Below are 12,679 nucleotides of genomic sequence, written 5' to 3' on the forward strand. Positions count from 1 at the left end.
AGCTTCTTTGTTTTTGCTTATTTTTTACTTTTTTATTTCAAATCAGGCGCCTTAACCAAGGCCTTACCAGCAGCGGCTCCAGCTTCTGCACCAAAGCGTTTGGCCACGCGTTCGGCAAAATTCTCTTTCATGGTGTAGTCCAAAATATCAGGCGCCTTAAAGATATCGCGCGCAACGGTATCGACAGTACCGTAACCATCGGCCAGACCGATCTTCACGGCTTGTTCGCCATTCCAGATACGTCCAGAAAATAAATCCGGGACCTCCTTTAAGCGATCGCCTCGCCCTTGTTTAACTACCGCAATAAATTGCTGATGAATCTCATCAATCATGGTTCTGACCATTTCTACTTGCTTTGGATCCTCTTTACTAAATGGATCCAGCATACCTTTATTGGAGCCAGAAGTAATCATGCGGCGAGTCACGCCTAATTTATCCATCAAGCCGGTAAAACCAAAGCCTTCCATGATCACGCCAATGGAACCAACCAAGCTCGCTTTATCAACCAAGATTTGATCAGCCGCCACAGCAACGTAGTAACCACCGGAAGCACAGATATCTTCTACAACTACATAAAACGGTTTTTTGGGATAAAGCTTGCGCAGGCGATGAATCTCATCATTAATCATTCCAGCCTGTACCGGCGATCCGCCAGGGCTATTGATACGCAATACAACACCTGCGCTGCCTTCGTTCTCGAACGCCGCTAACAACGATGAATTAACATCCATTGCATTAGCCATTGAACTCGAAGAGATTTCTCCTTCAAGAGTTACTAGTGCAGTATGTTTTTCAACTCCCATCCCCCTGCCTGGAAGATGAAAATCAAATATCGCTAACAAGACACCCACGATCACTAACAAAGTCAGCACTCTAAAGACAGCCTTCCACCGACGCGCTTTACGAGTCTCTTTTAAATTCTCCAACAAGAGATGCTCAAGAGCTTGACGCTCCCAATTTGGATTTGGATTGTTTTCCATCTTTTTACTTCCTTAGTGTTGCAGGTTATTTTTAAGCCATTGCGAAAGCTGCGCAACATTGTCAACATGCACCAATGATGGCGAGGCTTTCAAGGTATCAGGGGGATGAGCGCCATAAGTTACCGCTACAGCATCTACACCAGCATTGGCCGCCATATCCAAGTCATGCGTCGTATCGCCAATCATGAGCATGCGGCGCGTTGGCACCTGAGTTACATCCGACAGTTCCAGCAACATTCCTGGGTGAGGCTTCGAGAATGACTCATCAGCTGTACGGGTCTCATGAAAGAGATGGCCAATTTGATGATGCTTGAGCGAGCGGTCTAAACCTACACGAGATTTGCCTGTAGCAACACCCAACAAATATTGCTGGGCATGCAATTCCTCTAAAAGCTCACGAATACCAACAAACAAATCGAGTTCGTGATCTTTTGCTAGGTAGTGATATCGAAAACGTTCGGTTAACTTTGGAAAATGGGCCGGCTCAATCCAGGGCACCGCCCTTCTCAATGAGTCCTGAATTCCTAAACCAATCACCGAACTTGCCAGGGTATCATCTGGCGCCTTAAAACCTAAATCACGACAAGCTTGCTGAATGCAATGCACGATGGTTGGTGTGGAATCCATAATCGTTCCATCCCAATCCCAAACGATCAGATCATAAGGTCGATTTGCTTTACTTGTTTGCGGCATTCTGATTTTTATTGCTCAAAGGTTTTCATCATGGCGGTAAATTCTGGGGGCAATGGTGATTCAATACGCATCTTTACACCAGTACGTGGATGTGTAAATCCAGCTACATGGGCATGCAGATAAAGGCGTTTAGATTTAATTGCCTTATCCAAATCCTCAAAACCATACTTATCATCACCCAAAATTGCGTGTCCTAATTTTTGCAAGTGAACACGTATCTGATGGGTGCGCCCTGTCTTGAGTTGAGCCTCTGCAAGCGTAATAGCAGCACCTTCACGTTTGAGCGCTTTAGTCACTCGCAAAGCGGTGTGACTTGGCAAGCCGTCTGGATCAACCCGCACACGGCGCTCACCATTCGGGAGTAGATATTTATGCAGCGGATATTTGAGCTGCATGGTTTGGGCACCCTGGATGATTTCACCATGTGCAAGCAAGTAATAACGCTTATCAGTTTGACCTTCGCGAATTTGGCGATGCAGCTCAACTAAAGCGCTGCGCTTTTTAGCCAAAAGCAAAACGCCTGAGGTGTCTCGGTCTAAGCGATGTACCAATTCTAGAAACTTGAGTTCAGGACGTGTGATCCGCAGGGTTTCGATTGCACCAAGTGAAATACCAGAACCGCCATGCACAGCCAAACCGGCTGGTTTGTTCACTATTAAGAGTGCCTCGTCTTCAAACAGAATTGGCATTTTGTCCGAATAGCCATGCGCCCGAGACTTGGTTTGAGCAGAATTAACAGCGGCCATTTGAGCTGGTTCGGCAATCCTAACTGGGGGGAGGCGCACCACATCACCCTCAATCAGTCGGGTTGTTGGTTCAGCCCGCTTTTTATTAACCCGAACCTCGCCAGAGCGAATAATTCGGTAAACGTGGCTTTTTGGTACACCTTTAGCCCAACGTAGCAAATAGTTATCCAAGCGCTGGCCAGCCTCTTCCGGACCAATTGTCTGGAGGTGGACTGCTGCGGAAGCGGGCGTTTTTACCCTGAGAGGATTGGGAATAGGTTCAGATTTCATGATTTATCTCTCTTGTGACCCCGGTGAGGGACAACAAGGGACTCAACAATACCCCATTGTCACGCAACTTGTGCCGTATAATCAACGCTCTATCCAATTTATTGGCTTGATCCCAACCTGAAGTCAGGTTTGAATCGTGGAGCTTGGAGTCGCCCTTTAAAAGACTCCCGGGGTTGCCCCTCCCCCGTTGCAATGAGGCGCAGGGTTGGTGTGCCGTATGCCGCGACCCGCGATTAGATGACAGTTTTTAGGCGCGCGCCTGCATTGATGACCTAAAGGAGGTCTCTGCGGCGATCGTCAAGTGTGGCACCGATTTAACCAACCGTTAACTGGGTGAACTAGGCAAAAGTGCTTAGATTTGCATGATCCACACTCTTAAGCCGCCTTAGGCTCAGACCTAAGTGGCTCTTAACTTGTCCCCTAACGCAGCGCGCAAGGTCACCCTCCCCCATAGGAGAGTGTTATGAAACGCATGTTGTTTAATGCAACTCAACAAGAAGAGTTGCGAGTTGCCATCGTTGATGGTCAAAAACTCATTGATATCGATATCGAAGCTGCCGGCCGTGAACAACGTAAAGGCAATATTTACAAAGGTGTCATTACCCGTATTGAACCTTCCCTTGAGGCCTGCTTTGTCAATTACGGTGAAGAACGTCATGGCTTCTTGCCATTCAAGGAAGTAGCCCGTAGTTACTTTAAAGAGGGTATCGACGTCCGCAATGCTTCCATTAAGGATGCTCTGCGCGAAGGTCAAGAAATCATTGTTCAAGTAGAAAAAGAAGAGCGCGGCCAAAAAGGTGCCGCCCTCACCTCCTTTATCTCCTTGGCAGGTCGTTATTTGGTCTTAATGCCAAATAACCCGCGTGGGGGCGGCGTTTCCCGCCGTATTGAAGGTGAAGACCGTCAAGAACTCCGTGAAGCCATGTCTCAATTGGAGGTGCCGGATGGCATGAGCATTATTGCCCGTACCGCAGGTATTGGTCGCGATGCTACCGAATTGCAATGGGACTTAAGTTATCTCTTGCAATTGTGGAAAGCGATTGATGAGGCGGCTAAAGGCAACTCGGCGCCGCTATTGATTTACCTCGAATCCAGCTTAGTAATTCGCGCAATTCGCGATTACTTCCAACCAGATATCGGCGAGATCCTCATCGATACCGATGATATCTACGAACAAGCTGCTGCATTTATGTCTGTTGTAATGCCGGACAATTTGCCACGCGTAAAGCGCTATCAAGATGACGTGCCTTTGTTCTCACGTTTCCAAATTGAGCATCAAATTGAAACTGCATACTCACGCACTGTGCCATTGCCATCAGGCGGCGCAATCGTGATTGACCACACTGAAGCTTTGGTTTCAGTGGACGTGAACTCAGCACGTGCAACTCGCGGCTCTGATATTGAAGAAACTGCAACCCGCACCAACTTAGAAGCTGCCGATGAAATTGCCCGTCAAGCACGTTTACGTGACTTGGGTGGCTTAATCGTCATTGACTTCATCGATATGGAATCAAGCAAGGCTCAGAAGGATGTTGAGAATCGCCTGCGCGATGCTCTACGTCATGACCGCGCCCGCGTTCAAATGGGTAAGATCTCCAAGTTTGGCTTGATGGAAATGTCACGTCAGCGCTTGCGTCCAGCGTTGTCTGAGGGAAGCCATGTAACCTGCCCGCGTTGTAACGGCACTGGCCACATTCGTGATACTGAATCATCTGCACTGCAGGTTCTGCGCATCATCCAAGAAGAGGCGATGAAGGAGAACACAGCAGCGATTCATACTCAGGTACCAGTCGAAGTGGCTGCATTCCTCCTGAATGAAAAACGCGCTGAAGTGATCAAGATTGAGACTCGCTTCAAAGTGAATGTCTTAATGGTTCCAAATAAGCATTTGGAAACACCACATTACAAGTTAGAGCGTTTGCGTCATGACGATCCACGTCTTGATGATCAAAAAGCAAGTTATGTCATGGCTGAAGAGGCTGCGCGTGAGCTTGAGACAGACACAACCGTTAGCAAGAAAGATGCTGATATCAAAGTGCGTCCTGAGGCTGCAGTTAAAGGCATTACACCAACACAACCAGCACCAATTAGCCAACCGCGCCCTGCTCGCGCTGAAACAGTAAAAACGGAAAGCTCTGGTGGTTTCTTTGGATTTATTAAGAGTCTCTTTGGCTCATCTCCAGCGGTCGAAGAAAAACCCGCCCCAAGCAATCATCGTGGCCGTAATCAGGGTCGCAATGGTGATCGCAATCGCGGTCGCAACCGTCGCGGCGAGCGCACTGAGCGTCCAGCAGCAAACGCAGCCGAAGGTACGCCAGCAGAAGGCACTAACAATAATCGTAACCGCAATAACCGTAACGGTAACCGTAACCAGGGCAATCAAAATGGTCCTAAGCCAGAACGTCAAGAAGGTAATCGCAATCAAGCTAATGCTGCAGTAGCAACACCTGCAACAGAAGTTGCTCCAGGTAGCGAAGCCACTACAGGCGCAGATAGTGAAGAGCGTCGTGGTCGTGGCCGCAATCGTCGTGGTCGTGGCCGTGGACAGCGTGAACGTGGCGAACGCACTGAAGGTGGCAACGATGCTGCTACACCGGCAACATCCGCTTCAGCAAGTCCTTTGGCAGGTCCTCCTGTAGGAATGGCTGGCGCATCTGCAAGCATGCCGATTAAGAACCTTGCTAATAGCTTTGGAAATGCAAAATCTGCTACGGAGAAACAAGAAAGACAAGAGCGCGCACCACGCGGCCCACGTCAATCCAATCGCCCCGCACAAAACACTGCGCCCGCCTCTGCTCCAGCCACCCAAGCCGCAGCACCTGTTGCAGTAGTAGTAGCCACTGCAGTAGAGGTAATTAGCAAGCCTGCTCCAGAACTTCCTAAGGTTGCCTTCCAGGCACTTGAGGAAACTCCTTTGCATAGTGTTGTGCAATCTGCCGGCATGATCTGGGTTGCTACAGACGCATCCAAGCACGCTGAAGCTCAAAATCAGATTCAGGCTGAACCCGTGGCACATAACTTAGGCAGAGCTCCTAAGCCTGCCGCCCAGCTTCCTGACGGCCCAATGGTTTTGGTTGAAACCGGCGGCCAAGAAAAAACGGTTTAAGCCATCTAAAGCTTTTTCTCCAGACTGCCATTTATCCCAAAAGTATATTTGGCAGTTTGGCAGAAACCCCGTTTCACAGCCATAATTGCAGACATGGTTGAAAAAGTAATACCTATACGACTTGACGAAGGCAAAGGCCTGACGCCATTTATTGGCGCGCAGCTTGTGACGCCTCATGGCCATACCAAGGATACTCGTGGGCGCACCTTAAGAGATCTACGCATATCTGTTACTGATCGTTGTAATTTCCGCTGCACCTATTGCATGCCGAAAGAAGTCTTTGATCAAAACTATCCGTATCTTGCTCATAAAGAATTACTGAGCTTCGAAGAAATCGCCAGACTCACTTCCATCTTTTCTACCTTAGGTGTTGAAAAAATTCGGCTTACCGGTGGCGAGCCCTTGCTTCGTAAAAACTTAGAAGTACTCATCGAGATGCTGGCAAAAATTCCAACATCTGCTGGCAAGCCGCTAGACCTTACTCTCACTACCAACGGCAGTATCTTGCGAAAAAAAGCAGCGGCATTAAAGGCAGCTGGCCTGCACAGATTAACTGTCAGCCTTGATGGTTTGGATGACGTCATCTTCAAGAAAATGAATGACGTCGATTTTCCAGTGGCTGATGTGCTCGACGGAATTGCCGCAGCCCAAGAGGTTGGTTTTCAGAATATTAAAGTCAATATGGTGGTGAAGAAAGGCACCAATGATCATGAGATCGTTGCGATGGCCAAACACTTCAAGGGTAGCGGCGTCATTCTGCGCTTTATTGAATTTATGGATGTAGGCAGCTCTAATGGCTGGAACATGGAGCAAGTACTCCCCTCTAAGGAAGTCATTGCCAGAATTAATGAAGTGTTCCCCCTAGAACCCGTTGAGGCAAACTACTCTGGAGAGGTTGCACAACGCTGGCGCTATATCGATGGCTCAGGTGAAATCGGAGTGATCTCCAGCGTCACGCAGACCTTCTGTCATGAATGCTCTAGAGCGCGCATCTCCACTGATGGACAAATGTATCTCTGCCTCTTCGCTAATGAAGGTTTTGATTTCAAAACATTATTGCGCTCTGGTAAATCTGATTTAGAAATTGCCAATGCTGTGATGAATACCTGGGCAGCCCGTGAAGATCACTACTCTGAGATTAGAGGTTCTAATACCTCAAAGCTAGCTTCAGGCAATCGCAAGGTTGAAATGTCTTATATTGGTGGTTAATGATTTCAACTAAAGATATCACTGGGCTCATACTTGCTGGCGGACGTGCACAACGCATGGGTGGCATTGATAAAGGTCTAATTCCATTTCATGGCAAACCACTAATCGAGTCGGCCATTGCAAAGCTCAAGCCTCAGGTACAAACCATTGTGATTAATGCCAACCGTAGCATCACAAAGTACGCGACTTATGGCTACGCAGTCATCATGGATGAGACGCCTGATTTTTCAGGGCCCCTGGCTGGATTCTCAGTAGGTATGAAGGCATGTAAGACGCCTTACCTTCTGACTTCACCATGCGACTCACCCTTACTCCCTAACAATCTCGCTGAGCTATTGGCTGCCGAGATGGAACGTGGTGACTTTCAATTGGTTTATGCCTCTAGCAAAGAGGTGGATGGTAAGGTCTGGGCACAACCCGTTTTTTGCTTAATGCGCAGCAACTTAAAAGATTCTTTAGATCAATTTCTCCAAAAAGGGGATCTCAAAATTGATCGCTGGTTTAAAGAGTTACATAGTAGTACAGTGATTTTTGATGACCCTCAAGTATTTGCCAACGTTAATACCCCTGAAGAGCTCAAGAAACTGGAAGAAGTGTCTGCATGAGTCACTCGCCAAATCATCCCATTCTTTTGACTTCATCACTGCATGTTGATGATGCTCGCATAGCTATTGCTGCGTTGGTAGATGACCTCATTAAAGAATCCAGTGCCATTAATGATCCTGCTGATATTGAAATGGTAGCCCTAGATAAAGCCATTGACCGTATCCTAGCGGTCGACCTACTCTCGCCAATTGATGTCCCCGCTGCAGATAACTCAGCAATGGATGGCTTTGCTTTTGACGGCAAATGTCTAAATACCACTCACCCAACAATTTCATTGCGGATTGTGGGCACCGCCTTTGCAGGCAAGCCATATGATGGCAAGATTGGGTCTGGAGAATGCCTCAAGATCATGACAGGCGCAGTGATGCCCGCGGGTTGCGATACAGTAATTCCACAAGAATTCACCACTGCAAAGGATGGGCTCACCATTGAATTTAAACAGGATCAATTAAAGCTGGGTGAGAACAGACGCTTACGCGGTGAAGATCTACAGCAAGGAAAACCCGCTATTGCTGCAGGCCGCTTGCTAAGACCATCCGATTTAGGTCTCGCAGCTTCCCTGGGAATTGCAACGCTCCAAGTAAAACGAAAATTGAAGGTAGCCATTCTGTCTTCCGGAGATGAGCTGCGATCTTTAGGCCAAGCATTGGATGCTGGCAGTATTTACGACAGCAATCGCTATAGCCTCTCAGGTTTACTGAATCGATTAAATCTAGAAATCATTGACTGCGGCATTGTGCGTGATGACCCGACCTCTTTGAAGCAAGCATTTATTGAGGCTGCCAACAAAGCAGATGTGTTGATTTCTTCTGGCGGCGTTTCTGTTGGCGAAGCGGATTTCACAAAACAAATCATGCAAGAGTTGGGTGATGTTGGCTTCTGGAAAATTGCCATGCGTCCAGGGCGGCCAATGGCATTTGGCGTTCTCAAGCCAGTTGCTGGAAAATCACCCGCTCGCAAAACCCTATTCTTTGGTTTGCCCGGCAACCCAGTGGCAGTCATGGTGACCTTCTATCAGTTTGTTCGTGCCGCCCTTTTGCAACTCAACGGCGCCAATCAAACACAGCCGCCATTGACTCAGGCTATGGCCGAGGCCCCCATTCGGAAAAAGCCTGGTCGCACTGAATTCCAGCGCGCCATCTTGGGACGCAGTGCCGATGGCAAACCAACAGTCAAACTCACTGGTAGCCAAGGTGCAGGAATCTTACGCTCCATGAGTGAAGCAAATTGCTTTGTCATCCTAGGTCACGAACAAGGAAATGTGGCTGCTGGAGACTGGGTAGATATAGCGCTTTTTGATGGACTGCTTTAAGATTGCGTCATCATGAAACTTAGCAAAAAAGAACTGGTCTTCCTCGACCCAATGCATACCGCCAAAACCCTGGTTTTGGTTTACCTCTGCTTCTCCGTTCCAATCGTTTTGTTGGCACTATTTGTTGCCTTCATTCGTGATGGCGCCATCCCTGGATTTACTGTGCTGTCAGCGCTGATTCTCAATGCCTTATTAGGCTTTGGATTGCTGTGGATCGCATGCAAAGTCTACAACTGGGTTGCTGGCAAGTTCGGAGGTATTGAATTAGCAATGCGCGAGCTACCAGAAGAAATTGATGCTGAATAAATTAACTTGTATTTGAAGTTCTTCTTCAAGCAATAAAGCTGAGTTTTCACTCGGCTTTATTTTTTTACCTCTTGGTTAATCTAAATTAACTAAGATTTATAAACTTCCGCATTAATCAAGCTGGGTGGTTTTTTACCATCTAGCGCAGCGCGCAAGTTATCTATTGCCAGATCTACCATTGCTCTCCGTGTTTTTTCTGTTGCACTAGCAATGTGCGGGGCCAACACCACATTACTGAGTTTTAATAACTCAGGATGTACTTTAGGCTCACCTTCGAAGACATCTAGACCGGCTGCAAAAATACGTTTTTCTTTGAGGGCTTGAGCAAGTGCTGCATCATCCACAATACCGCCGCGGGCAATGTTTATAAGGGTTGCAGTCGACTTCATGAGAGCGATTTCTTTGGCGCCAATTGTATGGTGACTTTCAGCGCTATATGGCAATACCAAGACAACATGATCTGCAGTGCGCAGCAATTCTTCCTTGGAAACATATTTAGCACCGCAGGCTTTTTCATCGGCATCAGATAGATGGCTGCGATTGTGATAAATCACATTCATTCCAAAACCTAACGCGCGCTTAGCAATGCCTTGCCCAATACGACCCATGCCAATAATGCCGACAGTGCTGTGATGCAAATCCATACCAAGGGGGTTATTCACAATCGACCACTTATCCCAAAGACCGGCACGCACCCAATGCTCTGATTCAGTAATGCGTCTTGAGGTTGCCATCAACAATGCAAACCCAAAGTCAGCAGTTGTATCTGTCAACACATCTGGAGTATTGGTAGCCATTACACCTGCGGCAGTAATCGCTGGCACATCGAAATTGTTGTACCCCACTGAGATATTGGCTACGATCTTCAAATCTTTGGCATACGCTAACGCATTTGCATCAATTCTTTCACTACCTGCTACTAAAGCCCCTACAACGCCCGAGAGTTCTTTTTGCAACTCTTCTGGACTAAAAATGCGATCCTCTTGGTTGGACCTCACATCAAATGACTCTTCCAGCTTGGCCAAAGCCTCGGGAAAAATGGCTCTTGCCACCAAAATTTTGGGTTTTTGCATGTTTACTTGCGTATTGGACTGATTATTCATAAGGGAACTTTACCTCAAGTAAATTAACCCTTTAGCCTGAAAAATAGGGTATTTCAGCTAAAATTGAGCTTTTATAACCCAGCACCCTGCTTTTAGGGGCTCTTGAAACAAAATCACCATGACTTACGTTGTTACTGAATCTTGTATCCGCTGCAAATACACCGACTGTGTTGATGTTTGCCCAGTTGATTGCTTTCGTGAAGGTCCCAATTTTTTAGTGATCGATCCGGATGAGTGCATCGATTGCGCAGTTTGTGTCCCAGAGTGCCCAGTAAACGCTATTTATGCCGAAGATGACGTGCCTGGTGATCAACAAGCATTCATCAAACTCAATGCTGAACTCTCCCCCTCTTGGACCTCTATCACCAAGTCTAAAGCGGCTCTTCCAGATGCTGAAGAGTGGAAAGACGTTAAGAACAAACTCGATCAGCTAGTAAAGTAATTTTCTAGCAAAAGCATTCGTGTCAAACTCACCCACACAAACCGATGCTGTCATCATTGGCGCCGGTCCTGTGGGCCTCTTCCAAGTCTTTGAGTTAGGCCTATTAGAAATCAAAGCTCATGTGATTGATTCGTTGCCAGAAGTTGGTGGTCAATGTATTGAGCTTTATCCAGATAAACCTATCTACGATATCCCCGCCATTCCAGTTTGTACTGGACGCGAACTCACAAATAATTTGCTCAAGCAAATTGAACCATTCAATGCGCAATTTCATCTTGGCCAAGAGGTAAGCAAGCTAGAGCAGAAGGATGATGGCCGTTTTCTGATTAGCACTTCACAAGATAAAGACTTTCTCAGCAAGACTGTATTTATTGCTGCGGGCGTTGGCGCTTTCCAGCCTCGTACACTGAACCTAGAAGACATAGATCGCTTTATTGGCAGACAACTTTTTTATCACGTTAAAAGCCCTGAGCAGTTTGCGAATAAAAGAATTGTGATTTGCGGAGGTGGCGATGCCGCACTAGATTGGGCAATTCATTTTTCTGAAATTGCTGCTAGCGTGACATTAATTCATCGCCGTGATGAATTTAAGGCTGCTCCCAAATCTATTGCAAAAATGCGTGAACTTTGTGCGAGCAACCAAATGCAATTGCTGATCGGGCAAGTGACTGCTTATGAGGCACAAGACGATCGACTTACAGAAATCACTTTTACCAATATTGATGGTGAGACTAAGCAACTTCCACTCGATGATCTTTTAGTCTTTTTTGGCCTCTCACCCAAATTAGGGCCCATCGCCGAATGGGGTCTCAATATCGATCGCAAACAAATTTGTGTTGATACCCAGAAATTCCAAACCAGCATCCCGGGCATTTATGCGGTTGGCGACATCAATGTCTATCCAGGCAAGAAAAAACTCATTTTGTCGGGGTTTCATGAGGCCGCTCTAGCAGCCTTTGCTGCCGCAGAGTATCTGAACCCAGAAAAGCAGATTCCACTCCAATACACAACCACCTCTCCCAAGCTTCACAAAGCCCTAGGAGTGAAGTCGCCAACATTCGAGTAAGCTATCCCTAATTCGTCTACATATAACTACATTTAGCTGATACATATGCGCCAATATCACGATCTCATGAAAGAAGTCCTCGCCAAGGGGGTCCAAAAGTCCGACAGAACCGGAACTGGCACAGTCTCCGTATTTGGACACCAAATGCGCTTTAATTTGGCAGATGGCTTTCCGATGGTGACCACTAAAAAACTACATCTTAAATCCATTATTTATGAATTACTCTGGTTCCTCAAAGGAAGCACAAACAATAATTGGCTTAAGGAACGTGGCGTTTCTATTTGGAATGAATGGGCGGCACCCGATGGTGACCTAGGCCCGATCTATGGTTATCAGTGGCGCTCATGGCCTGCGCCAAACGGTCAGCACATAGATCAAATCTCCGAAGTGGTGGAGACCATCAAAAAGAATCCAGACTCACGTCGCATTATTGTTTCCGCATGGAACGTTGCTGATATTCCCCGCATGGCTTTGGCGCCCTGCCATGCCTTCTTTCAATTTTATGTAGCCGATGGCAAGCTGTCATGCCAACTCTACCAACGCAGTGCTGATATTTTCTTAGGTGTGCCATTCAATATTGCTAGCTATGCTTTACTCACTCATATGATGGCGCAACAATGCAACTTAGAAGTGGGTGACTTTATTTGGACGGGTGGCGATTGTCATCTATATAGCAACCATTTAGAGCAGGTAGAGCTTCAGTTATCTAGAGATTTCTTTCCATTACCAAAACTCAATATTTTGCGCAAACCTGATTCGATATTTGATTACGAGTTTGAAGACTTTGAAATCGTAGGTTACGAATCTCATCCCCATATTAAGGCTCCTGTAGCTATTTAA

At 46.9% G+C, this 12,679-nt stretch carries 12 protein-coding genes; 8 read left to right on the forward strand and 4 right to left on the reverse strand.

The features are described from left to right. Positions 1-32: 32 nt before the first annotated feature. The 3 genes from ICE93_RS10660 to ICE93_RS10670 are packed head-to-tail and all read right to left on the reverse strand — an operon-like array spanning position 33 to position 2,689. Positions 33-980 carry a S49 family peptidase gene (locus ICE93_RS10660; RefSeq protein WP_216188057.1) on the reverse strand — a complete coding sequence of 316 codons (948 nt, stop codon included), beginning with the start codon at positions 978-980 and terminating at the stop codon, positions 33-35. Between the two features lie 12 nt (positions 981-992). Then, positions 993-1,673: an HAD-IA family hydrolase gene (locus ICE93_RS10665; protein WP_216188059.1), complete on the reverse strand. Its 681-nt coding sequence runs from the start codon at positions 1,671-1,673 to the stop codon at positions 993-995. Positions 1,674-1,681: 8 nt separating this feature from the next. Then, positions 1,682-2,689, reverse strand: coding sequence for an RluA family pseudouridine synthase (locus ICE93_RS10670; protein ID WP_216188060.1), 1,008 nt, complete (start codon positions 2,687-2,689; stop codon positions 1,682-1,684). A gap of 463 nt (positions 2,690-3,152) precedes the next feature. Between ICE93_RS10670 and ICE93_RS10675 the strand changes: the two genes are divergently transcribed. The 5 genes from ICE93_RS10675 (at position 3,153) to ICE93_RS10695 (ending at position 9,228) form a co-directional block, all read left to right on the forward strand. After that, positions 3,153-5,795 (forward strand): Rne/Rng family ribonuclease, encoded by a 2,643-nt coding sequence (locus tag ICE93_RS10675; protein ID WP_216188061.1) that lies wholly within the window; start codon positions 3,153-3,155, stop codon positions 5,793-5,795. Between the two features lie 93 nt (positions 5,796-5,888). Further along, positions 5,889-7,004 carry a GTP 3',8-cyclase MoaA gene (gene moaA, locus ICE93_RS10680; RefSeq protein WP_216188062.1) on the forward strand — a complete coding sequence of 372 codons (1,116 nt, stop codon included), beginning with the start codon at positions 5,889-5,891 and terminating at the stop codon, positions 7,002-7,004. Next, complete coding sequence (mobA, locus tag ICE93_RS10685; protein ID WP_216188063.1) at positions 7,004-7,609, forward strand: molybdenum cofactor guanylyltransferase MobA; 606 nt, start codon at positions 7,004-7,006, stop codon at positions 7,607-7,609. The genes moaA and mobA overlap by 1 nt, the downstream gene beginning before the upstream one ends. After that, positions 7,606-8,922, forward strand: coding sequence for a gephyrin-like molybdotransferase Glp (glp, locus tag ICE93_RS10690; protein WP_216188064.1), 1,317 nt, complete (start codon positions 7,606-7,608; stop codon positions 8,920-8,922). Before mobA ends, glp begins: the two co-directional genes overlap by 4 nt. 12 nt (positions 8,923-8,934) lie before the next feature. Further along, entirely contained in the window at positions 8,935-9,228 is a 294-nt protein-coding gene (locus ICE93_RS10695) for a hypothetical protein (protein ID WP_215348514.1), read from the forward strand. Positions 9,229-9,317: 89 nt separating this feature from the next. Here ICE93_RS10695 and ICE93_RS10700 read toward each other — a convergent pair whose 3' ends face one another. Continuing rightward, positions 9,318-10,301 (reverse strand): D-glycerate dehydrogenase, encoded by a 984-nt coding sequence (locus tag ICE93_RS10700; RefSeq protein WP_216188404.1) that lies wholly within the window; start codon positions 10,299-10,301, stop codon positions 9,318-9,320. A gap of 148 nt (positions 10,302-10,449) precedes the next feature. On the opposite strand from ICE93_RS10700, the gene fdxA reads away from it, so the two are divergent. The 3 genes from fdxA to ICE93_RS10715 are packed head-to-tail and all read left to right on the forward strand — an operon-like array spanning position 10,450 to position 12,679. Then, a complete protein-coding gene (gene fdxA, locus ICE93_RS10705) occupies positions 10,450-10,773 on the forward strand; it encodes a ferredoxin FdxA (RefSeq protein ID WP_068322070.1) in 324 nt (107 codons plus the stop codon). A gap of 19 nt (positions 10,774-10,792) precedes the next feature. Then, positions 10,793-11,839, forward strand: a complete 1,047-nt coding sequence (locus ICE93_RS10710) for an FAD-dependent oxidoreductase (RefSeq protein ID WP_216188065.1) — start codon at positions 10,793-10,795, stop codon at positions 11,837-11,839. Between the two features lie 45 nt (positions 11,840-11,884). Further along, positions 11,885-12,679 (forward strand): thymidylate synthase, encoded by a 795-nt coding sequence (locus ICE93_RS10715; RefSeq protein WP_068322059.1) that lies wholly within the window; start codon positions 11,885-11,887, stop codon positions 12,677-12,679.

The sequence above is a fragment of the Polynucleobacter sp. MWH-HuK1 genome, assembly GCF_018881815.1.
Taxonomy (GTDB): Bacteria; Pseudomonadota; Gammaproteobacteria; order Burkholderiales; family Burkholderiaceae; genus Polynucleobacter.

Coding starts and splice junctions, on each gene's coding strand:
- ICE93_RS10660 (WP_216188057.1), bottom strand. CDS start 980: ATGGAAAACAATCCAAATCCAAATTGGGAGCGTCAAGCTCTTGAGCAT.
- ICE93_RS10665 (WP_216188059.1), bottom strand. CDS start 1,673: ATGCCGCAAACAAGTAAAGCAAATCGACCTTATGATCTGATCGTTTGG.
- ICE93_RS10670 (WP_216188060.1), bottom strand. CDS start 2,689: ATGAAATCTGAACCTATTCCCAATCCTCTCAGGGTAAAAACGCCCGCT.
- ICE93_RS10675 (WP_216188061.1), top strand. CDS start 3,153: ATGAAACGCATGTTGTTTAATGCAACTCAACAAGAAGAGTTGCGAGTT.
- moaA (WP_216188062.1), top strand. CDS start 5,889: ATGGTTGAAAAAGTAATACCTATACGACTTGACGAAGGCAAAGGCCTG.
- mobA (WP_216188063.1), top strand. CDS start 7,004: ATGATTTCAACTAAAGATATCACTGGGCTCATACTTGCTGGCGGACGT.
- glp (WP_216188064.1), top strand. CDS start 7,606: ATGAGTCACTCGCCAAATCATCCCATTCTTTTGACTTCATCACTGCAT.
- ICE93_RS10695 (WP_215348514.1), top strand. CDS start 8,935: ATGAAACTTAGCAAAAAAGAACTGGTCTTCCTCGACCCAATGCATACC.
- ICE93_RS10700 (WP_216188404.1), bottom strand. CDS start 10,301: ATGCAAAAACCCAAAATTTTGGTGGCAAGAGCCATTTTTCCCGAGGCT.
- fdxA (WP_068322070.1), top strand. CDS start 10,450: ATGACTTACGTTGTTACTGAATCTTGTATCCGCTGCAAATACACCGAC.
- ICE93_RS10715 (WP_068322059.1), top strand. CDS start 11,885: ATGCGCCAATATCACGATCTCATGAAAGAAGTCCTCGCCAAGGGGGTC.